Origin of the sequence: Vreelandella halophila (assembly GCF_019903425.1) — a bacterium.
Lineage (GTDB): Bacteria > Pseudomonadota > Gammaproteobacteria > Pseudomonadales > Oleiphilaceae > Halospina > Halospina halophila.
This window is the reverse complement of sequence record NZ_JACHUZ010000013.1, coordinates 295,676-321,813: the sequence shown is the minus strand read 5'-3', so window position 1 is coordinate 321,813 and position 26,138 is coordinate 295,676. Positions and strand designations below refer to the sequence as shown.

Genomic DNA, 26,138 nt, shown 5'->3' with positions numbered 1-26,138 from the left:
GAGCCACCATGCGTCCCGAAACCCCGGAACATAACGGTCCCCTTCGTCAGGGTCTCTCAACGGGAGCCTGTGCCACGGCTGCCTCGGTGGCGGCAGCGCGCGCCCTGCTGGCGGGGGGCGAGGACCGGTGCGTGCGCATCCATCTGCCCCGGGGCCAGGAACCGGCGATGACCATCGAAGACCTCGCGGTGACCGGCACCAGCGCCACGGCGGGTGTTATCAAGGATGCCGGGGATGACCCGGACGCCACCCACGGCGCCCGGCTCTGGGTCCGCCTGGAACTGACTGGTGAGGCCGGCGTGGTATTCCGGGCCGGGGAGGGGGTTGGCACCGTGACCCGCTCTGGACTGCCCGTGCCCGTGGGCGAGCCGGCCATCAATCCGGTGCCGCGGCGGTTGATCACCGAGCATCTGGAGGCCATCGCTGCTGAAACGGGGTTTGCGGGTGGCTTCAGCGTGACCGTGGGCATCGATGACGGCGAGGCCATTGCCCGGAATACCATGAATGGGAAGCTGGGTATCCTGGGAGGCCTGTCGGTATTGGGCACCACCGGCATCGTGCGGCCTTTCTCATGCTCCGCCTTCATCGCCTCCATCCACCAGTCTGTGGATGTGGCCCGCGCCAACGGCCTGACCCATATCGCCGGCTGTACCGGCGGCACCAGCGAAGCCTTCGTCCGCTCTTGTTTCGGGCTTGAGGAAGGCGCCATCGTGGAGATGGGCGACATGTTCGGGGCGCTGCTCAAGTACCTGAAAAAGCACCCATTGCCCCGCGTAACGTTGGCCAGCGGCTTCGGCAAACTCAGCAAGTTCGCCGCTGGCGAGCCGGACACCCACAGCCGGCGCTGTGCCATTGATTTTGACTTCATTGCCGACCAGGCCCTTGCAGCCGGTGCCGACACGGGCCTGGGGGACTGGATCCGGACGGCCAACACCAGCATCGAGGCCCTCGAAGCCTGCCAGAAAGCGGGGATTCCCCTGGGCGACCGTATCGCAGGGATGGGCCTGGCCCGGATGCGCGACTACCTGCCGGGGGAGCATCACCTGAGCGTGTGCGGCGTGAGCCGCCAGGGTGAACTCATTGGCTTTGCCGAGGAGGTGGCATGACTGCGGCCATTGATCTCCGGGGACTGCGCAAGACCTACAAGGGCGGCCAGGCGGCACTGGACGGCGTGGACCTGAGCGTCGAACGTGGCGCCTTCCAGGGCCTGCTCGGCCCCAATGGCGCGGGCAAGAGTACCCTGATCGGCCTGATGACCGGCCTGGTCCGGATCGAGACCGGCTCGGTCCGCCTTTTCGGCCACGACCCGGAACGCAACCCCGTCGCCGCCCGCCGCCGCGTGGGGCTGGTCCCCCAGGAAGTGAACTTCAACAGCTTCGAGCCCATCAACGAGATCATTGCCACCCAGGGCCGGTACTACGGGCTCTCGCGGCGCGCCGCCCGACAGCGGACCCAGGCCGTGCTGGAACGGGTCGGCCTCGCCGAGCGCGCCGCGCGCAAACCCTGGGGCCTCTCCGGCGGCATGAAACGCCGGCTTATGATGGCCCGGGCCCTGGTGCACGAACCCGGACTGCTGATTCTGGACGAGCCCACCGCCGGGCTGGACGTGGAAGCCCGCCGCGACACCTGGGCCTTGCTGCGCGAACTCAACGCCGGCGGCACCACCGTGCTGATGAGCAGCCACTACCTGGAGGAAATGCGCGACCTCTGCCAGCAGGTAGCCGTGCTCAAGGACGGCCGCCTGATCGCCAACGACACCCCGGCGCAGCTCTTCGGCGCCGACGCCGGTAGTGGCACCGGCGACCAGGGCCTGGAAGCCCGCTTCCTGCGCCTGCTCGAAGGCGGGGAACCGGAAGAGGAGGGGGAGCCATGAACGCCACCATCCTCTGGAACGCCTACCAGGGCCTGGTGATCAAACAGGTGCGGCGCTTCCTGCGCTCCTGGATCCAGAACCTGCTGCCCTCCGTGGTCACAGCCACTCTCTTCATGGTCATCTTCGGGCAGTTCGTCGGCCGCGACCTCGGCCAGGTCGGCGGCGCCAGCTACGCCGACTACCTCATGCCTGGCCTGGTGCTCTTCGCGGTGGTCACCAACGCGTACAACAACACCACGCTGTCATTCTTCGGCGCCCGGCTGCAGCGCCATATCGAGGAAATGCTGGTCGCCCCCATGCCCGCCTGGCTCATCGTCGCTGGCTTCGCCACCGCCGCCGTACTGCGCGGCCTTATGGCCGGCGCCCTGGTGCTGCTGATCGCGCTGCCCATGACCAGCCTGCAAGTGGCCCACCCCGGCGCCGCCCTGCTGGTCGCGGTCCTGAGCGCGCTCCTGTTCTCCTTTGCCGGCCTGATCAACGGCATCTTCGCCCGCAGCTTCGACGACACCTCCGTCATCGCCACCTTCCTGCTGACCCCGCTGATCTACCTTGGCGGTGTCTTCTACCCCATCGACCGCCTGCCGGCCCCCTGGGACACCGCCTCCCTGGCTAACCCCATGGTCTACATCGTAGACGGCTTCCGGTACAGCCTGCTTGATGAGGGAACCACCGGCGATGGATGGACGTTGCTGGTACTGCCAGTGGTAACCGTGCTTACGGGGTTGCTGGCGTGGTGGTTGGTGGCGAAAGGAATACGGATCAAACCATGAGGTGGGTTGCGTTAGCTGGGAATCAGGAGGGAATGGGTTGGGGAGTCTTTCCCGGGAAGCTCTGGAGCCATGGATGGCGGAAGAGCAGCGTACAGGGATGTATTTACAGCGTTTCCCGGGAAAGACTCCCCAACCCATTCCCTGCGAAAGACTTGAAGTCTTGAGACAACGTTAACCGTTACTTGAAACAAAGGAATAGAACCATGGACGAACTCCATGACTACGAAAAGGACGGCGCCGCCATCTACCGCGCCTCCTTTGCCACCATCCGTGATGAGGCGGATCTATCACAGATACCTGCGGACCTCGAAAAAACCGCCGTCCGCCTGATCCACGCCTGCGGCATGGTGGACTTGATCGAGGATCTGGCGTTCTCCACGGACGCAGCCGGCGCGGCAAAGGCTGCGCTTCAGGCGGGGAAACCCATCCTCTGCGACAGCGAAATGGTGGCCCATGGCGTGACCCGCAAGCGCCTGCCTGCGGACAATGACGTCATCTGCACCCTGCGGGACGAGCGGGTCCCCGAGCACGCCGCCGCCATCGGCAACACCCGCAGCGCCGCCGCCGTGGACTTCTGGGACGAGCATCTCGAGGGGAGCGTCGTGGCCATCGGCAACGCCCCCACCGTCCTGTTCCACCTGCTTAACCGGCTGGCCAACGGCGCCCCGCGCCCGGCCGCCATACTCGGTTTCCCCGTGGGGTTCATCGGCGCCGCCGAAAGCAAGGAAGCCCTCGCGGCGACTCCGGACCTCCCCTTCATCACCGTCCACGGACGCCGCGGCGGCAGTGCCATGGCCGCCGCCGCCGTGAACGCCCTGGCCAGCGAAACGGAATAACGCCATGAACGACGCAGTAACGACAACCACAGGCACCGACGGTTACGGTCACCTCTACGGCATCAGCACGGGCCCCGGCGATCCGGAACTGATCACCCTCAAGGCCGCCCGGCTGCTGGCGGAATGCCCGGTCGTGGCCTACTTCTGCAAGCGCAGTGGCCCGGGGCGGGCGCGTACTACCTGCGAGGCCCACATCACCGCCGAGCATGAAGAACTGCCCATGGTCTATCCCGTGACCAACGAGATCCCGCACAGCAGTCCGGAATACCGGCAGCAGATCGAGGATTTCTTTGAGGAATCCGCCGATGCGGTCGCCGAACACCTGAAGGCGGGTCGCTCGGTGGCGGTGCTCAATGAAGGGGATGCCTTCTTCTACGGCTCGTTCATGCACATCTATCTGCGTCTCAAGGACCGTTTCGAGAGCACCGTGGTCCCCGGTGTCGGCGCCATGATGGCTGGCGGCGCGCTGCTGCCGCATCCGCTGATGATGCGCGATGACCAGCTCCGGGTGATCCCGGGCACCATGGACGAGAAGGCCCTGAGGGCCAGTATTGATCCGGAACGGGCCACTGTGATCATGAAGGTGGGCACCAACCTGCCACTGCTCCGCCGCATTGTGACGGACCTGGGCCTCCAGGAACGGGCCTGGTACGTGGAGAAGGCGAGCATGCCGGACGAGCGGGTCATGCCGCTGGTGGAGGCCCCGGACGGCAAGGCACCGTACTTCTCCATGGTGCTGATTCCCGGCCCCGGGGTGCGGGTATGAAACGGTTGGACGTGATCGGGGTGGGCCCGGCCGGTCCTGAGTGGGTGACCCCGGAGACCCGGGACCTGATCGATCAGGCGACGGATCTGGTGGGCTATGGCCCCTACCTGGATCGGTTGGCCTCGGAGCGCCACCGGTGCCATCCCTCGGACAACCGTGTGGAGCTGGAGCGGGCTGCGGAGGCGCTGGATCTGGCGGCACAGGGGCGCCGTGTTGCGGTGGTGTCCGGGGGCGACCCGGGGATCTTTGCCATGGCGGCGGCTCTGTGCGAGGTGCTGGATCACCAGGCGCGGCCGGAGTGGGCGGATATCGAGTTTGAGGTGCATCCGGGCGTCTCGGCGCTGCAGGCGGCGGCTGCCCGTGTGGGAGCGCCCTTGGGTCACGACTTCTGTGCCATCTCGCTTTCGGACAACCTCAAGCCCTGGTCTGTGATCGCGAACCGGCTGCAGCTGGCGGCCCGGGCGGATTTTGCCATGGCCTTCTACAACCCGCGTTCCTCGAGCCGGCCCTGGCAGCTTGGCGAGGCGCTTTCGATCCTGCGGGCGGAGCAGCTGGGGGAGACGCCGGTGGTGTTCGCGGCGGCGGTCGGGCGGCCGGATGAGTGGGTGCGGATGACGACGCTGGCGGAGGCGGATCCGACCGAGGTGGATATGCGGACGGTGGTTCTGGTTGGGAATTCCCGGGGGCGGTATGTGCGTCATGGGGATCGCTGGTTCGTTTATAGTCCCCGGGATTATTCCTGATTTGTCGAAGGTCGGGGTCAGGGGAGTCCTGCCCGGGAATCGCTGTAAATACTTTTCAGCTGCGCAATCCTGCTCTGCTGAAAAGTCCTGGGTTTACATCCGTGTAAACCCGTTTGCGCTCAATCGCGCAAACCCCTGTACGCTGCTCTTCCGCCATCCTTGGCTCCAGAGCTTCCCGGTCAGGACTCCCCTGCCCCCTCCTGATACGCCTCGACGACGCTCAGAGCCTGGCTTAGCCAATCCCGGACAGCTTCCGGGGACTGGAAAGTATGGGTGGCCGGGGGGAGCGGCGGCCGGTCGATGATGATGACCGGAATGCCGGCCTCGCGGGCGGCGTCGAGTTTCGGGCGGGCGGCCTGGCCGCCGGAGTTCTTGGTGATGAGGGCGGCGACGTTGTGGTCGGTGATGAGCCGGCGTTCGCCGTCGAGGCTGTAGGGGCCGCGGTCTTCGATCAGGGTCCAGTCCGGAAACGCGGGCTCGGGGTCCGGGGGATCGACGCAGCGTACGAGCAGGTGGCGGTCGGGGATGCCCTCGAACGCCGGGAGGCTGGTCCGGCCGGTGGTGAGCCAGAGGGTGTCGCCGGGGGCGGTCAGCTCGGTGGCTTTGTGGGCGGCTTCGTGGAGGTCCGCGACCGGGTGCCAGTTGTCGCCGGGTTGCGCTTCCCAGGGGGCACGGTCAAGGCGGCCGAGGGGGAGGTCGAGTTCGCGGCAGGCAACGGCGGCGTTGTGGGACATTTCGGCGGCGAAGGGGTGGGTGGCGTCGACCACGGCGGCGATGTCGTGGTCCGTGAGCCATTGTTTCAGGCCCTCGATGCCGCCGAAGCCGCCCCGGCGCGTTGGCAGTGCCGGAGGCAGCGGGCGGCGGGTTCGCCCTGCCAGGGAGTAGGTGGGCTCGAGGCCGGGCTGATCGAGGAGCTGTTCGGCCAGGGTCATGGCGTCGCGGGTGCCGCCGAGGATCAGGATACGAAAGGGCATGGTTTCTGCCGGAGTCGGGAATGAGTGAATACGGGGATTATACAGGCACGGACCGGACGCCGTCCTCCGGGGTGCCGCACCGCTGGCTGAGTCTTGTGGGGCTGTCCGAGGCGGGCTGGCACGGGCTGGATGAGGCGGCGCGCGCGGCGGTGACCGGGGCGGTCTTCGTGATCGGGGGGCAGCGGCACCTGGATCATCTGCCGGCGGTGCCGGGCCAGTGCCGGGAGGCCTGGCCCACGCCCTTCTCGGAGGGCGTTGAGCGCATCCGCCAGTGGCAGGGGCAGCCGGTCTGTGTGCTCGCCAGTGGCGATCCGTTCTGGTACGGCGTGGGCGCGACCCTGGCGCGCACCTTCCCGCCGGAGGTCATGGCCTGCCATCCCGGGCCGTCCGCCTTTTCGCTGGCGGCCGCGCGCCTGGGCTGGCCGCTGCAGTCGCTTCACTGCCACTCGCTGGTGGCGCGGGATCCGGACCGGTTGCGGGCGGTGCTCGCGCCCGGCCGGCGGCTGCTGGTGCTCAGCAGTGATGAACAGAGCCCGGCGGTGGTCTGCCGGCTGCTCACGGACAGCGGTTACGACGCCAGCCGGGTGACGGTACTTGAAGCCCTGGGGGGGCCGGAGGAACGGATCATCGAGACCACGGCGCGGGAAGGTCTGGCTCATGCCCCCGCGCGCCTGAACACCCTGGCCATCGAGTGCCGGCCCGCCGAAAGGGCAACGCCGGTGTCACGGGTACCGGGGCGGGCCAACGAGGCCTTCCTGCAGGACGGCCAGATCTCCCAGCCGGAGATCCGGGCGGTGGTCATGGCGCAACTGGCGCCCCGGGGCGGGGAGCACCTCTGGGACCTGGGCGCCGGTTCCGGTGCGGTGGCCGTGGAATGGCTCCTGTCGGACCCGGCCAACAGGGCGACCGCCGTTGAACGGCGCCCGGAGCGTCTGGCAAACGTTCGGGAGAATGCGCGCCTGCATGGCGTGGGCCACCTGGAGACCCGGGAGGGGGATCTTCTTGAGGTGATTCCCGCGCTGGCGCAACCGGACGCGGTCTTCATCGGCGGCGGTGCCAGTGGCGAGGGGGTGATCGACGGCGCCTGGTCCGCCCTGGCGGCCGGGGGCCGATGCGTGGCGACGGCGGTGACCCTCGAGGGCGAAGCCGCGCTGATGGCGGCCCGGGATCGGTTTGGCGGGCAACTGACACGCCTCTCGGTAGACCGCACGGAGCCGCTGGGGCGGTTCAATGGCTGGCAGTCGGACCGGCCGATCACGATCTGGTCCGCCACCAAATCATCACAGGCAGGGGAAGGAACAGCATGACGGTACACTTCATCGGCGCCGGTCCGGGCGCCCCGGACCTGATCACGCTGCGGGCGCGGGACCGTATCGCCGCCTCGCCGGTCTGCCTCTACGCGGGCTCGATTATCCCGGAGGAGGTGCTCGCCCATGCGCCGGAGCACGCGCGCCTGGTGAACACGGCCTCGATGGCCCTGGATGACATCATCGGTGAAATCCAGGCTGCCCATGAGGAGGGTCTGGATGTGGCCCGTCTCCACTCCGGGGACCTGGCCATCTACTCGGCAGTGGCGGAGCAGCTTCGGCGCCTGCGCGAGCTGGGAATACGCTATGAACTGACCCCCGGCGTACCGGCCTTTTCAGCGGCCGCCGCGGTGCTCGGCCAGGAGCTGACCCTGCCCGGTGTTGCCCAGAGCCTGGTGCTCACGCGGACCCAGGGGCGGGCGTCATCCATGCCGGAAGGTGAAACCCTGGAGGCCTACGCGGCCACCGGCACAACGCTCGCCATTCATCTCTCGCTGCATACCCTGGATTCAGTGGTGGAACGGCTGGTGCCCTATTACGGGGAAGCCTGCCCGGCGGCCGTGGTCTTCCGCGCCAGCCGTCCGGACGAGCAGGTGCTGCGGGCACCACTGGGTCGGCTGGCGGAGGATCTGGAGCGCATCCCGGAGAAACGTTCAGCGATCATCCTGGTTGGGCCCGCGCTCGGGGAAACGGATTTCTGTAACAGTGCGCTCTATGATCCAGCCCATCATCGTCTGTTCAGGGACGCCTGAGCCACGCGTTCCAGTGATTGGGCCAGTGACTCGTTATCGAAACTGTTCAGTGTGGCGCTGCTGACCAGGGCGCGCAGTGTGTCCGGTACTTCCCCGGGCAGCAGTCCGCTTGCGATCCGATGGCCTTCCTCCTCGGGCAGTGCCCGGTCATTGAGCACCAGGTCGTAGCGCCCCTGCCTGGCCACCAGCACCACGGGTGCCCTGCCGGGGTGGGCGCAGCCCTTGGGGCAGCCGGATACGTGCACGGAGGTGTTGCCGTCAAAGAGTTCCGGCACCTGTTCCGCCCAGTCCAGGGCGTCCCTTCGTGTCTCGGTGGTGCCGGAGGCACAGCCGGGCGTTCCAGGGCAGGCTATGGCCGAGAGCCGTGGGTCGCCCGGGGCGTGGATCAGTTCCGGTGCTTCCGGCAGGCCGGGCTCAGGGGCCGAGGCATGGGGCATGATCAGGCGCCGCTGGGGCGTGATCCTCAGCGTTCCATCATGCGCCTCCAGCCCTTCCGCGATCAGCCGGGCACCGCTGGTCCCCAGGCATCCCAAGGCAACGCCCAGGACCGTGCCGACAGGGGTCTGGCCGGGCTCCGGAGCCGCCGTGTACTCCGCCAGCCTGCCAACGGGCCGGCCAAGGTCGCGCAGCCCCGCGAAGGGAGCCGCGCCCGATGCGTCGATCAGCTGTCGCATGCGCCTGGCCGGCGTGATCAGCCGCTGGCGTTCTTCGAGGAAGATCAGCGCCAGTTCCACCAGGACATCCACGACCCGGGACGGCGTACAGTCGCCCAGGCTGTGGGCGGTGGTGGATGTGCCGGCCAGGCCGATGCGGTAGCGGATGCCTGCCTGAGTTGAAACCGCATCGGCGCGGATGTCCCCGTCCGCGTCAGCCAGGTGGGTCAGTCCTCCGCCGTTGAACACAAAACGGAACTTGGGCGGCAGGGCCCAGAAACGCTCGTCGCCGATGAGTCGCTCGTCGAGGGCACGCGCTTCCGGGGCGGGGTCGATCAGGGCCTGGGGGTCCAGGTCCGCGGCCGCACTGCACTGGATGTTGCGGGCCGCCTCGGCCGCCGCGGTTTCAACCGCCAAGCCGGCATTCACCAGCGTTGCCGTCACTTCTGCCTCGGCTTCCCCGGCAAGACCCCGAAGCTGCAGGTTGCCCCTTCCGGTGATCTCGATCAGGCCTGACCCGTTCTGGTCTGCCAGATCCGCCACGCGCCTCAGGCCTTTAGGTGTCAGGCGGCCATCGATCAGCCGGATCCTCGAGAGCAGCCCGTCGCCGCTGAGCATCGGGTTACCGGCAGAGGGGCAGGCGCCACGGCGATAGTGATCCGGGATTGGCATGGGTATGGAGCCGGGTTGTTTACGGACTGTCAGGATAGGCGGGAAGGGCGGTGAAAATAAAGACCGCCGCGATGGCGGCGGTCTCCGGATTACCGGTTGCGGCGGCGGCCCATACCCAGCCCCAGAAGCCCCAGGCCCATGAGGCCCAGTGTGGCGGGTTCCGGAACCTGCGCAACCCGGCGGGCGTACAGGCTCAGGTTGGAAAGGGCGGAGCCGCCTTCCTCTGCGGCGCTGAGATCAGGGCCATTGTTGCCGCCCTCGTTCCCCCAGGGGATGAAGAAGGTGCCGTCGAGTGTGCTGAGCCCCTGGGTATCATCGAAGTAATAGGCCGCCCAGCCTGGATTGTTCGAGGCCTTGGTGATCACGAAGAAGCTGGCCCAGTCACTGACATCACCGGAATAGGACCAGTTCCCCTGGTTCTGGCCAATGTCCGCGCTGAGGGCACCGGAAGTGCCTTCCTCCATCTTGGCGATGAAATCCCAGCTGTCGCCGTTCCAGGTCAGTGGTGCGCTGTTCGGGAGCAGCTGGCCGGGGTTCCCTTGGTAGGCGCCAAAACAGTTTGTGGCATCATTATTATCGGTGGTCACGTTGCTGGTACTGATGATGTAGGCTTCATTACTGCCGCAGCTGTGAGCCTCATTGAGGCCAGTACCGCTGTCAAAGGTGTGCGGTCCCGCCATGGCCGCTGCGGGCAGACACAGGAGGCCCATCACGAGGGCGCGCGGCAAACGGAAAGAAGTGGGCTGTTGCATGACTCTGACTCCCTGAATCCCTGCCGGGATGGCAGCTCGAACAGGGAATGGAATGCAGGAACCGTGCATGGGTGGCCCTTCATCCATGGAATCAGGGGGATGGTCATACGGTCGCCCGTTACCGCGCCCTCGATGTGTAAAAATATCTGACAGAAACAGGTCGCTGTGGGCGCCCTAGAGCTTCTGGGCTGGCTCGGGAACCTCGCGGATGCGCCCGTGTTCATCGATGGCCACGCTGACGAACTGGGCTTCGGTGACCTTGCGCATGTGCTGTTCCGTCTGGTCCCGTGTCCAGACTTCCACCCGGATTTTCATGGAGCTCCGGCCAATGTCCTCAAGGTGGGTGTAGAAGGCCACCTCGGCGCCGAGTCGCACCGGAGACAGGAACTCCATGCCCTCCATGGCGACGGTGGCGGTCCGCCCGCGGGCCAGGCGGCCGGCGGCGGTGGCGCTGGCCAGGTCCATCTTGTTGACCAGCCAGCCGGCGTAGATGTCGCCGTTGTTGTTGGTGTCTGAGGCCATGGTGACCAGCTGCAGCGTCAGGTCACCCCGGGGTTGCGGCTTGTCGGGTTGTGTTGTCATGGGTATCTGTCCGATGCTTCAGTCAGGATGCGTTGCGGGCCAGTATAGCCCCCTCAGTGGCATTTGCGATGTGGCACCAGGCATGGCCTGATATCATAGAATTGTTACCCATTTTTCTTATCCTTTCTTTGGGTGACCATCGTCAGAGGCACAATAATGGTAAGTGATCGAGAGAACTATTCCCGCCATATTTCCCAGCGGTTCAATGAGGAACTGAGTGAGCTCAAAAACCAGCTGCTGGAAATGGGCGGACTGGTTGAGAAACAGATTGGCGAGGCGGTTGAGGCGCTCGTCAGCAATGATGCGGACAAAGCGAAGGCCGTGCGCGACCGTGACCGCGAGGTGGACGATATGGAGCGTCGCCTTGATGAGGAGGCCATCCAGGTGATCGCGCTGCGCCAGCCGGCCGCCAGTGACCTGCGCCTGGTGATGTCCGTGGTCAAAATGGTGGCGGATCTGGAGCGTATTGGCGACGAGGCCAAGAAAATCGCACGCTTGGCGCTGGAGATGGCGGATGAGATGGAAGACAGCATGAGTCAGCGCCGGTTTGTGGAGGTTCGCAACATCAGCGGTCATGTCCGGGCTATGGTTCGTGATGCCCTGGATGCCTTTGCGCGCTTTGATACCGAAAGTGCTCTGGGCGTCATGCGCGAGGACGAGTCCGTGGACGAGGAATACAAGAGTTCCGCGCGTGCACTGGTCACCCACATGATGGAGGACCCGCGCGGGATTGGGCTCTGCCTCAACCAGATGTGGACACTGCGGGCTCTGGAACGGGTTGGTGACCACGCGGACAACCTGGCCGAACAGGTGATCTACCTGGTGCGTGGCATGGACGTGCGCCATCGGCCGCTTTCCGAGACGGAGCGTGAGCTTGACGCCGACAGCAGTGAGTCAGGCAGCGCGGGCTGATCACCCGCGCCTGCCTCAGCCGTTGGGGAAGGGGGGCCAGCCCAGTGCCTTGCCACCAATCAGGTGCAGGTGGATGTGGTACACGGACTGGCCGCCGTGCTCGTTGCAATTCATCACCGTGCGGAAACCGTCCTCCGCAATACCCTCTGCCTTTGCGAGGCGTGCGGCCACGGTATAGAGGTGGCCCACGGTCTGCTCGTCCTCTTCAGTGAGATCATTGACCGTTGGGATGACCTTTTTCGGAATGATCAGGATGTGCACCGGCGCCTGGGGATTGATGTCCCGGAAGGCGAGGCACTGGTCGTCCTCGTGCACGATATCGGCGGGGATCTCACGGTTGATGATGCGGCTGAAAATGGTTTCGGACATGGGTTCCTCGCTTGGTTGTCAGGCCAGTCGTTTCAGCAGTGATTCAAGGGGCGCGGGCAGCTGCTCGTCAATCCCCATGGCGTAGCGCGTGACCCGCTCACGTGCGAACGGTACCCGGCCCGCGAGCCCCAGGCCCAGGGTGCGCGCCAGGTGCAGTGGTGGGGTGGTGTTGCTGAACAGGTGATAGAACAGGTCCATGGCTTCCATCATCAGGCGGTTGCGGGGGCGGCGCTCCGTTTCATAGGCGGCCAGCACCCGCGCATTCCCGGGGTCTGCCTGTACAGAGGCGGCGCCCAGGCTGCGCGCCAGCGCGGCCGCATCCTGAAAGCCGAGATTGACGCCCTGTCCGGCCAGCGGGTTGATGGTATGGGCTGCATCCCCGACCAGCACCACGCGCCCATGGGCGTACTGGTGGGCATGTTCGCGCGCGATGGGGAAGCGCCCGCGAGCCGGAGCTGCGTCGGGATCCGGCAGCTCAAGTGGAAAGGCTCTGCGTATGGCGGCCAGGAGCCGGTTTTCGTCCATGGCCATCAGTTCGTCCAGATTTTCCGGCTGGTCGTACCAGACCAGAGAGCCCCAGGCACTGCCATCCGCTTCCGGCAGGGGCAGGTAGGCCTTGGGACCCTGCGGGGTGAACATCTGCCAGGTGATGGTCTGTGCCGGCGGGGCATGGCGGATGTTGATAACCATGGCCTGCTGGCGGTACTGGGTGCGGCTCGTCCCGATTCCCGCCAGGCGCCGGGTTACGGAATTCGCTCCGTCCGCGCCCACGACCAGGGCCACATGCAGGGTCTCATCGTTTTCCAGTGTGAGCGTGACGCCGTTCTCTGTCTGGTCCAGCGCCTTGAGCGACGCCGGGCAGAACCGGGTGACGCCGGTCTGCTGGCCCATCCGCTCCCACAGGGCCCAGCGGGTTACCCGGTTCTCGACGATATGGCCCAGGTGGTCGCGTCCGAGCCGCGCGGCGTCGAACTTGGTCCGTGCCCGCTGGGCCAGCAGCCGGCCGCCGGGCATGCTGGCAAGCGGGCCCGAGGCGGCCTCCCAGACCGCCAGTCGCTGGAAGGGGGCCATGCGCATTGCTTCCATGGCGGGCCAGACGCCCAGCCCGCGCAGCCAGGCTTCGCTGCCGGCGCTCAGGGCGGAAACGCGCAGGTCGGGTTCGCTGTCGCTGGAGGGCTGTTCCGGAGCACTGGGTTCGATGACGGCCACGCGCCAGCCGCTGGCCGCACAGGCCAGTGCCAGCGCGGCGCCGACCATGCCGGCACCGATTACGGCGATGTCGTGCTCGCGTTCACTCATGGGCGCAGTCTACGCCAGAGTGAACGACGGCAACAGGGGGCTCAGCCGGCCTTGCGTGGACGTCCGGGCTTTCCGGCGAGCCAGGCGGGACGGCGGGCACCGGGGCGGATGAATCCCTGGCTGATGACCACCGGCTGCGCCAGCGCCAGATAGTCCCTGGTGCGGATCTGCATGGCTTCGGTATGGCTGCCCGCCGCGAAGGTGATTTCCGGCTGTTCGGCCAGGGTCTCGCTGCAGTAGGCCGTCATTCCAAAGAGGTTGCCGAAGGGAGGCATGGCGCCGACCTCGCAGTCCGGGAAGCGGTCCGTGAAGTCCGCTTCATCCGCCAGTTCCACGAAGTCCGTGTTGAGCACGTCCATCATCCGGTCCCAGCGGATCCGGAAGCTGGCGGGCATCACCAGCATGGCCATGCGTCCGTCCAGTTCGATGATGACCGTCTTGGCCACCTGGTCACCGGGCACGTTGCAGTGGTGGGCAAGGGAATGGGCAGTGAATCCGGGAGGGTGGCTCAGGCACCGGTACTCGGCACCATGGGACTTCAGGTGTTCAATCAGGGTCTGTACGGGCATGGCAACACCTCCTGGCACAGGGCTGTGACCCATGGATCCGGGGATCCTGAACTCAGGCTAGCCCAACCGCGCCGGAGGTGTCCTGTAAAAAGGTTACATTTTGTACATTCAGCCCGCGGCCTGGAAGTGGTGCACATCCCGCTGGGGATAGGGAATGGTGATGCCGTTCTGGTCGAAGGCCACCTTGATCTGTTCAAGCATGTGCCAGTAGCAGAACCAGAGGTCATCCCCATTGGCCCAGATGCGGACCTTGAGATCCACGGAGCTGTCACCGAGATCGCCCACCACGATCATTGGTTCCGGATCACGCAGGATGCGCTCATCCGTTGCCAGGGTCTTCTGGATGACCTCGCGGGCCTTCTGGATGTCATCGGTGTAGCTGATACCGATGGTCATATCCACACGGCGATTCGGGTAGGCGCTGTAGTTGGTCAGGCTGGCGTTGGAGAGCGACGCATTGGGCATCACAACCTGGCGGTTGTCGAAGGTGTCCACCACCGTGTAGAGGATCTGGATCTCCTTCACCGTGCCGAGAAAACCCTGGGCCTCGATGACATCGCCCACCTTGAACGGTTTGAATATGAGGATCAGAACGCCGCCCGCGAAGTTCGCGAGACTGCCCTGCAGCGCCAGGCCGACGGCCAGGCCGGCGGCACCAAGAACCGCGATGAAGGAGGTCGTCGCGATGCCGACCATGGAGGCCACGGAGATCAAAAGGATGATCTTGAGCAGGATGGAAGCCAGACCGGTGACAAAACGTCCGAGGGTCGGATCCTTTGCGGTCAGCTTTTTGTCGAGGGCGGTCACAAAGCGGTTGATCAACCAGAGGCCCACGACCAGCGTAACGATGGCCAGCAGCAGCTGTGGCAGGTAGTTCATGGCCATGCCCGCGGCCATGGATGTCAGCTCCTGGAGCTGCTCCGTATCCGGGATCATGCTTTGCATTCAGGCGCTCCTTATGGATGCTTGTTCTGTCGGGGGTTGTGCGTTGGCTTCCACGGCCCACTCAATCAGTTCGTCGAATCCGCCCTGTTTCAGGACGCGGCCATCACGCTGGTTGAGCTGGTAATCGTACATCGGGTCGTAATAGTCCGTCAGCAGCGTCCGGATCCAGTCACGATGGCGGTCCAGGTCGCCGGACTGCCACTGGTGCGACAGGGCTTCCTGCATCACCGCTTCCAGTTGCTGGTGGCGTAATCCGCCCAGGCGCTTGCGGATACGGGCCAGGGCGTCCAGCAGAAAACTCCGGAAAGCCTCAAAGCCGGCTTCAGTCCCGTCGCGCTCAACGAAGGCCCGGCTCATATCGATGACGTAGTCCTCCAGGATGTTCTCAACACGGGTTTCCAGCGGCTGTTCGAGGACCATCCGGGGGGATTCGCCCAGACGCTTCTGCAGAGGTACGGGCAGTACCCGCCGGCCGATCAGTCGCCCTTCATCCTCTACATGGATGGGGCCGCCCCGGGCGTGGGCCTGGCAGAGGGCCGTGGCGACACCGTTCTCGAAGCTGGCCTGGGTGGGCTGGGGCCTGAGCGTGCGTCCGAAGCTGGAGCCACGGTGCGCGGCCAGACCTTCGAGGTCCACGGGGTTGGGGAGCTGGTGCAGCAGTCTCGTCTTGCCGGTACCGGTGCGCCCGGCGACCACCAGCAGGGGCAGTTCGGGAATCCGGTTTTCGATCAGTTCATCCAGAACAAAGCGTCGCAGGGACTTGTAACCTCCCTCGACCCGGGGGATGGTGACGCCGGCCTCATAAAGCCACTGCTGCACGATCCGGGAGCGCAGGCCACCCCTGGAGCAGTACAGGCGGGCCTGGGGGTGGCGCTTCACGAAATCCACCCAGTGGGCAATCCTGGACTCACGCACCTGGCCTCCGACCAGTTCGTGGCCGAGCTCGATGGCGGCGCTCTGGCCGGCCTCCTTATAGCGGATGCCCACCTGTTCGCGCTCGGAGTCGGTCATCAGGGGCAGGTTGTGCGCGTTGGGCAGTGTGCTTTCGGCGAACTCCACGGGGGCGCGCACATCCAGAAGCGGGCGCCCCTCGCGCAGCAGTTCGGCATAGTCGTCTGTAAGCGGCAGTTCGGAGGCCACAGTGATGATTCCGTTGTTGCAGTGAGTGCACAGTCTAACCCAGCTCCCGGCGCTTTACGCTACCCGGCGGCCCGGCTACTATGCGCCGCCATGGACAATGCCCCTCTCGATGCCCTGCTACAGAGCAGCCTGCCCCGCGCCCGGACCTGTTGGAGCCGGCCCGCCGGCTGCCCGGCGATTGAACTCTGCCTGTTTGATCCCGCCTGCCTGGAGGGCCCGCTCAGCCACGAGGAGGCGCAGCTGGTTGTGGCCGAGCCCGCCTACTGGTCGTTCTGCTGGGCGAGTGGCCAGGTGATGGCGCAGTGGCTGCTGGACAATCCGGAGCGTGTTGCCGGGCGGCGGGTACTGGATTTCGGATGCGGCTCCGGTGTTGTGGCCATTGCCGCTGCCATGGCGGGTGCCCGTGAGGTGATCGCGGCGGATATTGACCCGGACGCACTTGCGGCCACCGAAATCAATGCCCGTCGCAATGGTGTAACGGTGACGTTGGCCGGGGACTGGTACGAGGTGGCACGCCCCGAGGTGCTTCTGGCCGCGGATGTGCTCTATGATCCGGAGAATCGTCCCATGCTGTGGGATTTCCAGGCCGGTGCGGATGCGGTTCTGATGGCGGACTCACGCCTTCGGTACCTGGGCAATGATGATTACCGGCTGATCACTACGGTGGAAGGGCGGACCTGGCCGGATCTCAACGAATTCGAGGAGTTCAACCGGGTAAGGCTGTACTGGGCTCCAGGCATCGGGCTGGACGGCACTGCATAAAAAAGGGATGGCCGTGGCCATCCCTCAAACTGGCGAAACGCTTTCCGACGAAAGCGGTGGGCATCCTGCCCGGTTACCACCCCCTGTGACTCTGTCCACGGCCTTCCATGGCCAGCCGGCATCCGAGCCGGCCTTCTGGTTCAGCGTCCCTCAAGCATTACATCCCTTTATTCCATGCTTCCCCTCAGGTCCTCTGAGGAAACCGTCCCTGTAGCGTCCTTTCCCTGTCGTCCGCTGACAGTTGAAACAATACCAACTCAGGGGCGGCTGCTGGGTGGGTCAATACCGCCCGCCTGCCCGCTTCCAGCCGCCCTGGGTTATTGAACCTTTTTATAATCAGCATCATAAGAAGCTATTCCAGGTGAAATAGGCTGTTTCCGACGTAACAGAACAAGCATTTCCTACATCAGTGTAGGAAATCTCTTACAAGTATTATGGAAAAACGCTGACATCTGCGGTGTACGGGCAGTAGCGGGTATTCAGGTCTATAGTGAGGGTATTCCCGGAAACCGATGTCGGATTACCCGCAATGAGCAAACTCAAGGCCCTGGTGGTGGATGACGCCAGCTTCGTAAGGGATCTGGTCAGGCGTACGATGCGCTCTCAGTTCCCCTCCATTGAACTCCATGAGGCGGCAGATGGGCGCAGGGCCCAGACCCTGATGGGGCGTGAACGCTTTGACCTGATCCTGTGCGACTGGGAGATGCCGGAGGTCTCGGGGCTGGAGCTGCTGCAGTGGGCACGCGGCCACAGCCAGTACAGTGAGACGCCGTTCGTGATGGTGACCAGCCGTGGTGACAAGGAGCACGTGATTGAGGCTATCCGCGAGGGGGTCTCTGATTACCTCGGCAAACCCTTCAGCCCGGAATCCCTGGGCAAGAAGGTACGCAAGGTGCTGGGCAGTCAGCTCGGCGATGAGGGTCAGGGAGCACCGGCCCCCAGTGATGCCTTCCGTCAGTCTGCGGATCTTCTGACAGGAGGCAGCGGTTCACAGAAGAAGGAAACGCCTTCGTCGACCGGGGAGGCATCCACTGAAAGCGGTGGTGCAAAGAGGGCACAGGCCACGGGCACAGCCAGCGCGTCGCGGGGCAGGGAAGCCACCATGGTTGATCTGCGCTTCTCTGAGGCGACGCTGAGGGGGGTTTTGCGGGCGGTTACCCTGAACGAGGTGCGGGTCAGCGCCAGGCGTGATGACCCAATGCCGCAGATCCTCGAGCAGGCTGTGGTGGATGTGGATCTGGGAGGCCGGATGGCGCGGCTGAACGGTTATGTCTACCAGCTCCAGGCTCAGGAGAAACACCCGGATACGAAGTTCGTTCAGGTCGTCGTGCGGTTCGTGGATGATGATCCCCAGAAGCTGGAGGATCTGAGTCACTTCATTGCCCGCTTCCAGGGATGATGCGGTTGGCGGGGAGGTGGCAGCGGAAGGTGCTGCCGCTGTCGGGCGTGCTGTCGATGCTCAGGTACCCGTCGTGGTTGTAGAGGATGTGCTTGACGATGGCGAGGCCCAGCCCTGTTCCGCCGGTTTCCTTGCTGCGGCTGGGGTCGGCACGGTAGAAGCGCTCCGTGAGCCTGGGAATGTGTTCCGGATCGATGCCCGGACCATCATCCGTGACGCTCAGTGATATACCTTCGGCACCGGTGCTGTAGTCAATACGGATATGGCCGCCGCCGGGGGTGTATTTCACCGCGTTGAAGATGATGTTCGAGAAAGCGCTGCGCAGCTGTTCCGCATCACCACGGATGCTGCGGTTGTCGCCGATGCGCAGTTCGATCTCATGTTCCTGCTCGCCGCTAAGGGCCATGGCGTCCTGCTGGATCTGGCGCAGCAGATCCGTCGGCCTACATTCCGTGTCGCCGGTGTTGCGGTCGCTGGTCTCCAGCCGTGACAGCAGCAGAAGATCCGTGATCAGCGCCTCCATGCGGTTGGCCTGGTGCCGCATGGCATTCATCGGTCGCTGCCAGCCGGCGGGCATGCGGTCGGTCTGCTCCGCGAGCGTTTCCAGATAGCCGTTCAGCACCGTGAGGGGCGTCCGCATCTCGTGGGAAACGTTGCTCACGAAATCCCGCCGCATTCTCTCCAGCTGGTAAAGCCGGGTCACATCCTTGATGGTGATGAGCCGGTCGTCCTCGCCGAACAGGTTGATCTCGATCTGAAGCCGTGTACGCGGACGCGCCGGAGATTCAATCTCCAGTGGTTCCGCGTAGGCCTTGGCCTCGAAGTAATTGCGGAACTCCGGGGTACGGAGCAGGTTGTGGATGTATTCGCCCTGGTCATGGCTGCTGTTGAAGCCACACAGGTTTTCCGCTGCCTGGTTCCACCATTCCATGGCGCCGGCGGCGTCGGTCATCACAACGCCGTCACGCAGGGCATTGGTGGATTCCCGGATTCGGTTGATCATGCTCTGGAGTCGGTCGCGGGCCCGCAGGTTACGTTTCTGGAGGCGGTAGATGTCGTCCAGAACCTCGCCCCAGAGCCCCGGCGCTTCGGGCGGTTCGGCGTCCTGGTTGCTGCCTTCGAGCCAACGGTGGAGGCGGATCAGCTGATAAAGCATCCCGCCGGCGTAGACGGCCAATGCCAGGGCGAGCATCGGGATGGGGTGACCGAGCAGCCAACCCACCAGTAGGGACGCGGTCAGCAGCAGGGCCAGCTTACGCAGGTGCTTGTTAAGGCCTCTACTCATCGGATTCCCGGCGATTCACTGCTGGCGTGCGGAGAATCGGTACCCGGCACCCCGGACCGTCTGCACGAGTTTTCCATGCGCCTCGCCCAGAACCTTGCGCAGCCGACGTATGTGCACGTCCACCGTGCGCTCTTCCACGTAGATGCCCGCGCCCCAGACCTGGTCGAGAAGCTGCTCGCGGGTGTAGACCCGGTCCGGGTGGGTCATGAAGAACTGCAGCAGGCGGTATTCAGTGGGGCCAATATTGACAGATTCGCCATCAATGGTCACCCAGTGACCGACCGGGTCCAGGTGGATGCCGCCGATTTCGACCGGCGTGTCCATGCCGGGCGGTGTGGAGCGCCGCAGAACCGCCTTGAGTCGGGCCACCATTTCCCGGGGCGAAAAGGGTTTGGTGATGTAGTCATCCGCGCCCACCTCCAGTCCCTGCACCCGATTGTCCTCCTCGGTTCGGGCTGTGAGCATGATGATGGGGATCTCGGCGGTACCTTCATCGCGTTTCAGGCGCCGGGCCAGGTCAATGCCGGAGGTACCGGGCAGCATCCAGTCGAGGATGATCAGATCCGGCCGCTCGTCCACGATCAGGCTGTGTGCATGGCGGGCATCGCCGGCCTCGATATAGTGATAGCCCGCCATCTCCAATGCCACCGCGATCATCTCGCGGATGGAGGGTTCATCATCAACAATCAGGACGGTTTTTTCGGCCATGGATGCCATATCTCTGTCGGCTCAGTTACTGTGCCATTACACAGTCTTATTATGACAGAATCATGACAGGGCCAGATCCAGAGCCAGTCCCAGGAACACGGCGAACCCGGCCCAGTTGTTGTTCAGGAAGGCGTGGAAGCAGCTGCCCCGCGCCCGGCCCTGGATGAGCCACTGCTGGTAGCCGAAAAGTCCGCCCATGGCGAGCACCCCCAGCACAAAGAGTGCACCCAGTTCGGTCTGGAACCCGACCAGCAGCAGTGTGAGCAGGGTCGTGGCCTGGAGGATGCCCACTGCCGCGCGGTCCATGTCTCCGAAGAGCACGGCCGTGGACTTGATGCCGATCTTCAGGTCGTCATCCCGGTCCACCATGGCGTACAGGGTATCGTAGGCCACGGTCCAGACCAGGTTGGCGATGTAGAGCAGCCAGACAATGCGGGTGACCTCCCCAGCCTCGGCTGCCCAGGCCATGGGTATGGCCCAGGAGAAAGCTGCCCCGAGTACGATCTGGGGAAGGTGGGTGTAGCGCTTCATGAACGGATAGATGAAGGCCAGTGCCACGCCACCGAAGGACAGCCAGAGGGTAAGCCGGTTAGTGAAAAACACCACCATCAGGAAAGACACCAGGCAGAGGCCCAGGAACAGGGTGATGGCCTCGCCGGGGCGTACCCGACCGGTGGCGAGGGGGCGTTCGCGGGTGCGTTTGACGTGACCGTCCAGGTTGCGGTCGGCGTAATCGTTGATGACGCAGCCGGCGGCGCGCATGAAGAAGACCCCGAGGGTGAAGGTCACCAGATTGGCCAGGCTCGGGATGCCGTCGGCGGCCAGCCACAGGGCCCACCAGGTGGGCCAGAGCAGCAGCAGGCTGCCGATGGGCCGGTTGATCCGCATCAGCTGTATGAAATCCGGCAGGCGCTGACGCACCCGGTTCAGTGCGGGCTGAAGGCGTGTCGTCGTCATGGTTCCCTGTCCGTTGTAGCCCGTGACTAGAGTGGTCGGAGGCTGTCCCTGTGGGTCGGGTGGCGGCGCACGGCCTGGTCCCTGATGTCGTCCCACAATGGGGGTAGGAAGCACTCCGTGACCAGCAGGGTACCTTGGCCGCGGCGGAAACGCGAGCGTCGCGCCGGGCACGGCGCGCCATGCCCGGGTGGCTGCCACTGACCACAGGTGAATGCCTCGCGGCACCAGGGGTGGCGGCCGAAAAGCGCGGAGCCCAGCGGGCGGTTTCCCAGGTGGCGCAGGCGACGGTTCGGGCCTGTCAGGCAGTGGAGGGGGATGACCGTGCGTGCCTGCACCCAGGCGGTGCCATCTCCGATCAGCTGTACGTCCCGTATCCAGGCCCTCTGACGCGTTGGCAGCTCGAGTTCCCTGGCTTCGTCCGGTTTCGGCAGGCGGTAACCCTCCCGCAGGACCCGGACATGGAAATGGTCGCGGGTGAAGCCGCGCAGCAATCGTGTCAGGGAACCACGGTGCCGGACCACCCGGCGCTGGTAGCGGGGCAGCCAGTGCCAGGGGCGTGGCCGGAAACCCATGGCGGTGCCCTCCATGGGGTTACAGGCCCCGGACCGCGTAGATGCCCGGAGCGTTGCGCCAGTAGCCCTGGTAGTCCATGCCGTAGCCGAACAGGTAACGGTCCGGAGTCTGCAGGCCGATGAAATCCGCCTCGAAGCCCGGCTGGCTCTTGCGGTCGTGGTGTTTCTCCACCAGTGCCAGTGTCCAGACCCGTTCCGCTCCCTCGGTCCGGCAGGCCTCGGCGAGCGCGGCCATGGTGTCGCCCTCGTCGAGGATGTCGTCAACGATCAGCACCGTGCGCCCGCTCAGCCGGGCCTGTGGGTGAACCTTCCACTCCAGGTCCCCGCCGGTGGTATTGCCCCGGTAACGGGAAAGCTGGGCGTAGTCCAGTTGCAGAGGGAAGCCCAGCCGGGGCAGGAGCTGGCCCGCAACAACCAGGCCGCCGTTCATGATGCAGAGGATGAGTGGGTCTTGGTCGCCGATGGTAGTGGTTACCTCACTGGCCAGTCGATCCATGGCCTCACTCACCTGACCTTCCGTATAGATGCAGTCGGCTTCGTCGAAAACCTGTTGCATTTCAGCTGTGTTCCGGGACATGGCTGGACGTGCTCTCCGCGGGCATGGGTGGATTTGAAAGGCGCGAGTATAACGCCGCGGTACCCGATTGTCCCGATTCTGACACTGTCGGGTGTAATCCGGGGGTAGTGTTTGGTTAGAATGCGCTCCATATTTGTCATTCGTTAAGGAGTAGGCCATGAAAAAGTGGCAGTGCGTAGTCTGTGGATTCATCTACGACGAAGCGGAAGGCTGGCCCGAGGATGGCATTGAGCCGGGCACCCGCTGGGAGGACGTGCCCGAGGACTGGACCTGCCCTGACTGCGGCGTAGGCAAGGAAGACTTTGAAATGGTCGAGATCGACTGAGCCCGCCCATGAGCCAGAATCAGAACCTGCCCGTTGTCATCATTGGGACCGGACTGTCCGGTTACACCCTGGCCCGGGAGCTGCGCAAGCTCGACACCGAGACGCCGCTTGTGCTGGTGACGGCCGACGACGGCCGGAGCTACTCCAAGCCGATGCTTTCCAACGGTTTTGCCAAGGGTAAGACCGCCGATGAGCTGGCGCAGGCGGATGCGGATGCCCAGGCTGAGGCGCTCAATGCGCGTATCCTGACCCATACACGGGTTGAGGCCATTGATCCGGAGGCCGGCCGGATTACGACGGACGCCGGAACGCTTGATTATGGCCGCCTGGTGCTGGCCTGGGGCGCGAACCCCATCCGTATCCCACTCGAAGGTGATGGCCTGGAGGCCCTGTATCAGGTGAATGACCTCACGGACTATGGCCAGTTCCGTGAGGGGGTGGCCGGGGCGCGTCGTGTGGTGATCCTGGGCGCTGGTCTGATCGGCTGTGAGTTCGCCAATGACCTGATCAAGGGTGGCTTTGAGGTGGAAATCGTGGCGCCGGACGCCAGAGTGCTTCCGGCGCTGCTGCCGGAACCCGCCTCCGAAGCGGTGCGGGCCGGGCTGGAAGAGGCCGGCGTCCGGTTTCATCTTGAACGCAGCGCCACGGCGGTACACCGCACCAGTAGTGGTGTCAGCGTTACTCTGGACGACGGCCGTGTGATCGAGGCGGATCTCGGGGTTGCGGCCGTCGGCCTGCAGCCACGTACGGATCTGGCCAGTGCCGCCGGACTTGAGTGCGGCCGCGGTATCCGGGTGAACCAGTATCTGGAGACCAGCGCTCCGGGTGTCTATGCCCTGGGGGACTGCGCCGAGGTCTGTGGGCATGTGTTGCCCTACGTCATGCCTCTGATGGCAGCGGCGCGAGCGCTGGCAAAAAGCCTTACCGGCGAGCACACACCGGTGCACTACGGCAGCATGCCGGTGACGGTGAAGACGCCTGCCTGCCCCGTGGCCGTGTGCCCGCCCCCGGCGGATGCGGCTGGCGAATGGCATGTGGAGGGCGAGGGCTGCAGCCTGCGTGTCCTGTTTCGCTCGGAAAATGGTGATCTTCTCGGCTTTGCGGTTACCGGTGACTGTGCGGGCGAGAAACAGTCGCTGTCGAAGGAAGTGCCGGCTATTCTGCCGGCCTGAGAACCAGGTTGATAACGGGAGCCGGTGGTATGGAAGAGGTAACACGCAAGCTTGTAGGGCTGCTGGATGTCGCGCCGCTCGGGGACGACCATTTCAGCGGCGAAAGCGATGATCTCGGCTTTCCCAATGTGTTCGGGGGTCAGGTGCTCGGTCAGGGTTTGATGGCCACCAGCCGTACCGTTGAGGGGCGGCTGGCGCACTCCATGCACGCCTATTTCCTGCGCCCGGGCAACCCGCACCGTGGGATCGATTATGAGGTTCAGCGTGTGCGTGATGGTGGCACCTTCAGCGTCCGCCGGGTGATTGCCCGTCAGGATGAGCGCGAGATCCTGACGGCCATGGTGTCGTTCCAGGTTCCAGAGGAGGGCTTTGAGCACCAGTTTGATGTCCCCGCTGCGCCGGACCCGGAGGGGCTTGAATCCGAAGAGGCACTGAACGAGCAGGTGCGCCACCTGATCCCGGAGGAACGTCGGGAGCAGATGATGAAGGAGCGCGCGATCGACATCCGCCCTGTCGATCCAACGGATCCGCTCAGGCCGGAACCCGGAGAGCCCTGCCGCCAGAGTTGGTTCCGGGCGCGGGGCCCGCTTCCGGATGATCCCGTTCTGCACCGGGCGATCCTGGCCTATGCCTCAGACTTCGGACTGCTTGCCACGTCCATGCGCCCCCATGGCGCCGGGTTCTCAACGCCGGGCCTGCAGGTGGCAAGCCTGGATCATGCCATCTGGTTCCATCGCGCCCTGCGGCTGGATGACTGGCTGCTCTATGACATGGACAGCCCCAGCGCTTCTTCCGGACGGGGCATGAACCGGGGTACGCTCTTCAATCGCAACGGGGAGCTTGTGGCTTCCGTGGCGCAGGAGGCACTGATCCGCCAGCGCACCTGAACCCGCCTTTCAAAAAACTGTTGTCAAAACATCACCGTCCTGTCAGCGGCTTTTAACCTTCCAGCCCCAGTATCTGCCCTGCACCTCCCGGCGATCCCGCCGGAGCGTGCTCAAGGAGCGAATCACGCAGTATCGCCCATCCCTATTTCCTGAACCCCGGGAGGGCATCATGTACAAGGATTTCCATCAACTGATCGACCATGTCTCACAAGAGATCGCCGTTACGCGGCGTGACTTCGTCAAGAGTGGTACAGCGGCCACGGCTGCGTTCGCTGCCCTTGGCGGCCAATCCGTGGCGGCCGCCGAGACCTTCAGCAGCGACTACGGCCCCCTGCAGCCGGTGGCCGACAAAGTGACCGGTCTCGAGCTTCTGGAACTGCCGGAAGGCTTTGAATACATCACTTATGGCTGGCACGGGCAGGTCATGTCCGACGATACACCCACCTCGGGTGCTCACGATGGCATGAGTGTGGTCGCGGCACGTGGCAACGAGATTGCAATTGTCCGCAACCACGAGAACTCAGCTGGTGACCGCCCGGCCGTGATGGCACCGAACTGGTTCGACGATAACGAGGCCGGCGGCACCAGCAACCTGATCTTCGATACGGTGAATCGCAAGTTCGTGGCTTCCTGGTCCTCACTCGGAGGCACCATCCGTAATTGCGCTGGTGGTCGCACGCCTTGGGGCACCTGGATCTCCTGCGAGGAGACAACCGCGGAGGGGCACGGCTGGGTGTTCGAGGTGCCCGGCTTTGGTGTGAGCGATGCCAGGCCCATCCGGGCCGCGGGCCGCTTCAGCCACGAGGCGGTTGCCATCGACCCTGCCACCGGCATCATGTACGAGACCGAGGATGCGCGTCCGGCCGGGTTCTACCGGTTCCGCCCCGAGGGCAAGTGGGGTGACCTGCACTCCGGCGGTACCCTGGAAGCCCTGGCGGTGAAGGATCAGCCGGGTTTTGTGTTCGGTGACAATGGTCGGTTCCCGAGCTTCGCTGACGGCACCAGTTGGGACGTGGAATGGGTGCCGGTCAACGACCCCATGGCTGAAGAGGGCAGCGCGCTCGAGTCGGCCCCGGGAGCCGCGACCTTCACCCGTCTGGAAGGTTGCTGGGAGGATTCAGGCCGGATTTTCTTCAGCGCTACCGATGGGGGCAGCAACCGTACCGGTCAGCTCTATGAATACGACCCCCGCCGCCAGAAACTGACCATGATCTATGAGAGCCGCAGCGCCTCGGATCTGGACAGCCCGGACAACATCGCCGTGAGTCCGCGTGGTGGTCTGCTTGTCTGCGAGGATGGCGGTCAGGCCCAGCAGCGGCTGATCGCGGTGAACCGGGACGCCACTGTTTTCCCCTTCGCGCGCAATCGCATCAGTCTGAACAACGGCGATGTCGCCACCATCGATTCCCATTTTCCAGGGGCCGCCAACCACATCGGTGCGGGTGACTATCGGGGCCGCGAGTGGGCTGGAGCGACCTTCTACAATCGCTGGCTGTTCGTGAACATCCAGGACCCGGGGGTGACCTTTGCCATCACCGGTCCCTGGGAAAAGGGCAGCCTCTGAGGCGCCGTTATTCAAC

Annotated in this window: 29 protein-coding genes; 15 read left to right on the top strand and 14 right to left on the bottom strand. The window is 64.8% G+C overall.

The window, feature by feature from the left end; genetic code table 11:
* Positions 1-8 precede the first annotated feature (8 nt).
* From H4I92_RS05745 to cobJ, 6 genes are all read left to right on the top strand, one after another.
* Positions 9-1,106: a cobalt-precorrin-5B (C(1))-methyltransferase gene (locus H4I92_RS05745; protein ID WP_077529698.1), complete on the top strand. Its 1,098-nt coding sequence runs from the start codon at positions 9-11 to the stop codon at positions 1,104-1,106.
* Positions 1,103-1,873, top strand: a complete 771-nt coding sequence (locus H4I92_RS05740; RefSeq protein ID WP_077529697.1) for an ABC transporter ATP-binding protein — start codon at positions 1,103-1,105, stop codon at positions 1,871-1,873. The genes H4I92_RS05745 and H4I92_RS05740 overlap by 4 nt, the downstream gene beginning before the upstream one ends.
* Positions 1,870-2,643 (top strand): ABC transporter permease, encoded by a 774-nt coding sequence (locus H4I92_RS05735; protein WP_077529696.1) that lies wholly within the window; start codon positions 1,870-1,872, stop codon positions 2,641-2,643. Before H4I92_RS05740 ends, H4I92_RS05735 begins: the two co-directional genes overlap by 4 nt.
* 203 nt (positions 2,644-2,846) lie before the next feature.
* On the top strand, positions 2,847-3,479 hold the full coding sequence (locus H4I92_RS05730; protein ID WP_077529695.1) for a precorrin-8X methylmutase: 633 nt from the start codon (positions 2,847-2,849) through the stop codon (positions 3,477-3,479).
* Between the two features lie 4 nt (positions 3,480-3,483).
* Positions 3,484-4,245 (top strand): precorrin-2 C(20)-methyltransferase, encoded by a 762-nt coding sequence (locus H4I92_RS05725; RefSeq protein ID WP_077529694.1) that lies wholly within the window; start codon positions 3,484-3,486, stop codon positions 4,243-4,245.
* Positions 4,242-4,988 carry a precorrin-3B C(17)-methyltransferase gene (cobJ, locus tag H4I92_RS05720; protein ID WP_077529693.1) on the top strand — a complete coding sequence of 249 codons (747 nt, stop codon included), beginning with the start codon at positions 4,242-4,244 and terminating at the stop codon, positions 4,986-4,988. Before H4I92_RS05725 ends, cobJ begins: the two co-directional genes overlap by 4 nt.
* 179 nt (positions 4,989-5,167) lie before the next feature.
* Here the strand turns inward: cobJ and H4I92_RS05715 are convergent, their stop codons facing one another.
* Entirely contained in the window at positions 5,168-5,962 is a 795-nt protein-coding gene (locus H4I92_RS05715) for a cobalt-precorrin-6A reductase (protein ID WP_077529692.1), read from the bottom strand.
* 20 nt (positions 5,963-5,982) lie between these two features.
* Here H4I92_RS05715 and H4I92_RS05710 point away from each other — a divergent pair, with 20 nt between their 5' ends.
* Both H4I92_RS05710 and cobM read left to right on the top strand, forming a co-directional pair.
* Positions 5,983-7,269 (top strand): bifunctional cobalt-precorrin-7 (C(5))-methyltransferase/cobalt-precorrin-6B (C(15))-methyltransferase, encoded by a 1,287-nt coding sequence (locus H4I92_RS05710; RefSeq protein ID WP_077529691.1) that lies wholly within the window; start codon positions 5,983-5,985, stop codon positions 7,267-7,269.
* Entirely contained in the window at positions 7,266-8,021 is a 756-nt protein-coding gene (cobM, locus tag H4I92_RS05705; RefSeq protein WP_077529690.1) for a precorrin-4 C(11)-methyltransferase, read from the top strand. Before H4I92_RS05710 ends, cobM begins: the two co-directional genes overlap by 4 nt.
* Here cobM and cobG read toward each other — a convergent pair.
* The 3 genes from cobG to H4I92_RS05690 form a co-directional block, all read right to left on the bottom strand.
* Positions 7,997-9,346, bottom strand: a complete 1,350-nt coding sequence (cobG, locus tag H4I92_RS05700; protein ID WP_077529689.1) for a precorrin-3B synthase — start codon at positions 9,344-9,346, stop codon at positions 7,997-7,999. The genes cobM and cobG overlap by 25 nt on opposite strands.
* Positions 9,347-9,435: 89 nt before the next feature.
* Positions 9,436-10,098, bottom strand: coding sequence for a PEP-CTERM sorting domain-containing protein (locus H4I92_RS05695; RefSeq protein WP_179105631.1), 663 nt, complete (start codon positions 10,096-10,098; stop codon positions 9,436-9,438).
* 174 nt (positions 10,099-10,272) lie between these two features.
* On the bottom strand, positions 10,273-10,680 hold the full coding sequence (locus tag H4I92_RS05690) for an acyl-CoA thioesterase (protein WP_077529687.1): 408 nt from the start codon (positions 10,678-10,680) through the stop codon (positions 10,273-10,275).
* A 156-nt stretch (positions 10,681-10,836) separates the two neighbouring features.
* On the opposite strand from H4I92_RS05690, the gene phoU reads away from it, so the two are divergent.
* Positions 10,837-11,592: a phosphate signaling complex protein PhoU gene (phoU, locus tag H4I92_RS05685; RefSeq protein ID WP_077529686.1), complete on the top strand. Its 756-nt coding sequence runs from the start codon at positions 10,837-10,839 to the stop codon at positions 11,590-11,592.
* A gap of 15 nt (positions 11,593-11,607) precedes the next feature.
* Here the strand turns inward: phoU and H4I92_RS05680 are convergent, their stop codons facing one another.
* The 5 genes from H4I92_RS05680 to mnmH form a co-directional block, all read right to left on the bottom strand.
* Positions 11,608-11,961 carry a histidine triad nucleotide-binding protein gene (locus tag H4I92_RS05680; RefSeq protein ID WP_077529685.1) on the bottom strand — a complete coding sequence of 118 codons (354 nt, stop codon included), beginning with the start codon at positions 11,959-11,961 and terminating at the stop codon, positions 11,608-11,610.
* 18 nt (positions 11,962-11,979) lie between these two features.
* Positions 11,980-13,260: an FAD-dependent oxidoreductase gene (locus tag H4I92_RS05675; protein WP_077529684.1), complete on the bottom strand. Its 1,281-nt coding sequence runs from the start codon at positions 13,258-13,260 to the stop codon at positions 11,980-11,982.
* A gap of 41 nt (positions 13,261-13,301) precedes the next feature.
* Entirely contained in the window at positions 13,302-13,829 is a 528-nt protein-coding gene (locus H4I92_RS05670) for an aminoacyl-tRNA deacylase (protein ID WP_077529683.1), read from the bottom strand.
* Between the two features lie 108 nt (positions 13,830-13,937).
* Positions 13,938-14,774: a mechanosensitive ion channel family protein gene (locus H4I92_RS05665; protein ID WP_077529682.1), complete on the bottom strand. Its 837-nt coding sequence runs from the start codon at positions 14,772-14,774 to the stop codon at positions 13,938-13,940.
* Positions 14,775-15,914 (bottom strand): tRNA 2-selenouridine(34) synthase MnmH, encoded by a 1,140-nt coding sequence (gene mnmH / locus H4I92_RS05660; RefSeq protein WP_245800855.1) that lies wholly within the window; start codon positions 15,912-15,914, stop codon positions 14,775-14,777. It abuts the gene before it with no gap.
* 90 nt (positions 15,915-16,004) lie between these two features.
* Here mnmH and H4I92_RS05655 point away from each other — a divergent pair, with 90 nt between their 5' ends.
* Both H4I92_RS05655 and H4I92_RS05650 read left to right on the top strand, forming a co-directional pair.
* Complete coding sequence (locus tag H4I92_RS05655; protein WP_077529681.1) at positions 16,005-16,676, top strand: class I SAM-dependent methyltransferase; 672 nt, start codon at positions 16,005-16,007, stop codon at positions 16,674-16,676.
* Between the two features lie 529 nt (positions 16,677-17,205).
* Positions 17,206-18,075, top strand: coding sequence for a response regulator (locus H4I92_RS05650; RefSeq protein ID WP_077529680.1), 870 nt, complete (start codon positions 17,206-17,208; stop codon positions 18,073-18,075).
* On the opposite strand, the gene phoR is transcribed toward H4I92_RS05650, so the two are convergent.
* From phoR to H4I92_RS05625, 5 genes are read right to left on the bottom strand one after another with little or no spacing between them, the layout of a single operon-like run.
* Positions 18,053-19,360 carry a phosphate regulon sensor histidine kinase PhoR gene (gene phoR / locus H4I92_RS05645; RefSeq protein WP_077529679.1) on the bottom strand — a complete coding sequence of 436 codons (1,308 nt, stop codon included), beginning with the start codon at positions 19,358-19,360 and terminating at the stop codon, positions 18,053-18,055. The two genes, H4I92_RS05650 and phoR, sit on opposite strands and share 23 nt — an antisense overlap.
* A 15-nt stretch (positions 19,361-19,375) precedes the next feature.
* Positions 19,376-20,068, bottom strand: coding sequence for a phosphate regulon transcriptional regulator PhoB (phoB, locus tag H4I92_RS05640; RefSeq protein WP_077531673.1), 693 nt, complete (start codon positions 20,066-20,068; stop codon positions 19,376-19,378).
* Positions 20,069-20,128: 60 nt separating this feature from the next.
* The gene (gene ubiA, locus H4I92_RS05635) at positions 20,129-21,025 is read right to left on the bottom strand and encodes a 4-hydroxybenzoate octaprenyltransferase (RefSeq protein ID WP_077529678.1); all 897 of its coding nucleotides are present in this window, start codon (positions 21,023-21,025) and stop codon (positions 20,129-20,131) included.
* 26 nt (positions 21,026-21,051) lie between these two features.
* Positions 21,052-21,612, bottom strand: a complete 561-nt coding sequence (locus tag H4I92_RS05630) for a chorismate--pyruvate lyase family protein (RefSeq protein WP_077529677.1) — start codon at positions 21,610-21,612, stop codon at positions 21,052-21,054.
* Between the two features lie 4 nt (positions 21,613-21,616).
* Positions 21,617-22,174, bottom strand: coding sequence for a hypoxanthine-guanine phosphoribosyltransferase (locus H4I92_RS05625; protein ID WP_077529676.1), 558 nt, complete (start codon positions 22,172-22,174; stop codon positions 21,617-21,619).
* Between the two features lie 157 nt (positions 22,175-22,331).
* On the opposite strand from H4I92_RS05625, the gene H4I92_RS05620 reads away from it, so the two are divergent.
* The 4 genes from H4I92_RS05620 to H4I92_RS05605 all read left to right on the top strand — a co-directional run bounded on the left by H4I92_RS05620 (position 22,332) and on the right by H4I92_RS05605 (position 26,122).
* Positions 22,332-22,499, top strand: a complete 168-nt coding sequence (locus H4I92_RS05620) for a rubredoxin (protein ID WP_077529675.1) — start codon at positions 22,332-22,334, stop codon at positions 22,497-22,499.
* A gap of 8 nt (positions 22,500-22,507) precedes the next feature.
* Positions 22,508-23,671, top strand: a complete 1,164-nt coding sequence (locus H4I92_RS05615) for an NAD(P)/FAD-dependent oxidoreductase (protein WP_077529674.1) — start codon at positions 22,508-22,510, stop codon at positions 23,669-23,671.
* 29 nt (positions 23,672-23,700) lie between these two features.
* Positions 23,701-24,558, top strand: a complete 858-nt coding sequence (locus H4I92_RS05610) for an acyl-CoA thioesterase (protein WP_077529673.1) — start codon at positions 23,701-23,703, stop codon at positions 24,556-24,558.
* A 169-nt stretch (positions 24,559-24,727) separates the two neighbouring features.
* The gene (locus H4I92_RS05605; protein WP_077529672.1) at positions 24,728-26,122 is read left to right on the top strand and encodes an alkaline phosphatase PhoX; all 1,395 of its coding nucleotides are present in this window, start codon (positions 24,728-24,730) and stop codon (positions 26,120-26,122) included.
* The last annotated feature ends 16 nt before the right edge of the window (positions 26,123-26,138 follow it).

What these genes read in the sequence shown, in the direction of transcription:
- H4I92_RS05650 (WP_077529680.1), top strand. Translation starts at nt 17,206, where the DNA reads ATGAGCAAACTCAAGGCCCTGGTGGTGGATGACGCCAGCTTCGTAAGG.
- H4I92_RS05675 (WP_077529684.1), bottom strand. Translation starts at nt 13,260, where the DNA reads ATGAGTGAACGCGAGCACGACATCGCCGTAATCGGTGCCGGCATGGTC.
- phoB (WP_077531673.1), bottom strand. Translation starts at nt 20,068, where the DNA reads ATGGCCGAAAAAACCGTCCTGATTGTTGATGATGAACCCTCCATCCGC.
- H4I92_RS05745 (WP_077529698.1), top strand. Translation starts at nt 9, where the DNA reads ATGCGTCCCGAAACCCCGGAACATAACGGTCCCCTTCGTCAGGGTCTC.
- H4I92_RS05630 (WP_077529677.1), bottom strand. Translation starts at nt 21,612, where the DNA reads ATGGAGGGCACCGCCATGGGTTTCCGGCCACGCCCCTGGCACTGGCTG.
- H4I92_RS05655 (WP_077529681.1), top strand. Translation starts at nt 16,005, where the DNA reads ATGGACAATGCCCCTCTCGATGCCCTGCTACAGAGCAGCCTGCCCCGC.
- phoU (WP_077529686.1), top strand. Translation starts at nt 10,837, where the DNA reads ATGGTAAGTGATCGAGAGAACTATTCCCGCCATATTTCCCAGCGGTTC.
- cobM (WP_077529690.1), top strand. Translation starts at nt 7,266, where the DNA reads ATGACGGTACACTTCATCGGCGCCGGTCCGGGCGCCCCGGACCTGATC.
- H4I92_RS05725 (WP_077529694.1), top strand. Translation starts at nt 3,484, where the DNA reads ATGAACGACGCAGTAACGACAACCACAGGCACCGACGGTTACGGTCAC.
- H4I92_RS05615 (WP_077529674.1), top strand. Translation starts at nt 22,508, where the DNA reads ATGAGCCAGAATCAGAACCTGCCCGTTGTCATCATTGGGACCGGACTG.
- H4I92_RS05715 (WP_077529692.1), bottom strand. Translation starts at nt 5,962, where the DNA reads ATGCCCTTTCGTATCCTGATCCTCGGCGGCACCCGCGACGCCATGACC.
- H4I92_RS05670 (WP_077529683.1), bottom strand. Translation starts at nt 13,829, where the DNA reads ATGCCCGTACAGACCCTGATTGAACACCTGAAGTCCCATGGTGCCGAG.
- H4I92_RS05605 (WP_077529672.1), top strand. Translation starts at nt 24,728, where the DNA reads ATGTACAAGGATTTCCATCAACTGATCGACCATGTCTCACAAGAGATC.
- cobJ (WP_077529693.1), top strand. Translation starts at nt 4,242, where the DNA reads ATGAAACGGTTGGACGTGATCGGGGTGGGCCCGGCCGGTCCTGAGTGG.
- H4I92_RS05735 (WP_077529696.1), top strand. Translation starts at nt 1,870, where the DNA reads ATGAACGCCACCATCCTCTGGAACGCCTACCAGGGCCTGGTGATCAAA.
- ubiA (WP_077529678.1), bottom strand. Translation starts at nt 21,025, where the DNA reads ATGACGACGACACGCCTTCAGCCCGCACTGAACCGGGTGCGTCAGCGC.
- H4I92_RS05695 (WP_179105631.1), bottom strand. Translation starts at nt 10,098, where the DNA reads ATGCAACAGCCCACTTCTTTCCGTTTGCCGCGCGCCCTCGTGATGGGC.
- H4I92_RS05730 (WP_077529695.1), top strand. Translation starts at nt 2,847, where the DNA reads ATGGACGAACTCCATGACTACGAAAAGGACGGCGCCGCCATCTACCGC.
- H4I92_RS05710 (WP_077529691.1), top strand. Translation starts at nt 5,983, where the DNA reads ATGAGTGAATACGGGGATTATACAGGCACGGACCGGACGCCGTCCTCC.
- H4I92_RS05610 (WP_077529673.1), top strand. Translation starts at nt 23,701, where the DNA reads ATGGAAGAGGTAACACGCAAGCTTGTAGGGCTGCTGGATGTCGCGCCG.
- H4I92_RS05620 (WP_077529675.1), top strand. Translation starts at nt 22,332, where the DNA reads ATGAAAAAGTGGCAGTGCGTAGTCTGTGGATTCATCTACGACGAAGCG.
- H4I92_RS05680 (WP_077529685.1), bottom strand. Translation starts at nt 11,961, where the DNA reads ATGTCCGAAACCATTTTCAGCCGCATCATCAACCGTGAGATCCCCGCC.
- H4I92_RS05740 (WP_077529697.1), top strand. Translation starts at nt 1,103, where the DNA reads ATGACTGCGGCCATTGATCTCCGGGGACTGCGCAAGACCTACAAGGGC.
- H4I92_RS05690 (WP_077529687.1), bottom strand. Translation starts at nt 10,680, where the DNA reads ATGACAACACAACCCGACAAGCCGCAACCCCGGGGTGACCTGACGCTG.
- cobG (WP_077529689.1), bottom strand. Translation starts at nt 9,346, where the DNA reads ATGCCAATCCCGGATCACTATCGCCGTGGCGCCTGCCCCTCTGCCGGT.
- H4I92_RS05665 (WP_077529682.1), bottom strand. Translation starts at nt 14,774, where the DNA reads ATGCAAAGCATGATCCCGGATACGGAGCAGCTCCAGGAGCTGACATCC.
- H4I92_RS05625 (WP_077529676.1), bottom strand. Translation starts at nt 22,174, where the DNA reads ATGTCCCGGAACACAGCTGAAATGCAACAGGTTTTCGACGAAGCCGAC.
- phoR (WP_077529679.1), bottom strand. Translation starts at nt 19,360, where the DNA reads ATGAGTAGAGGCCTTAACAAGCACCTGCGTAAGCTGGCCCTGCTGCTG.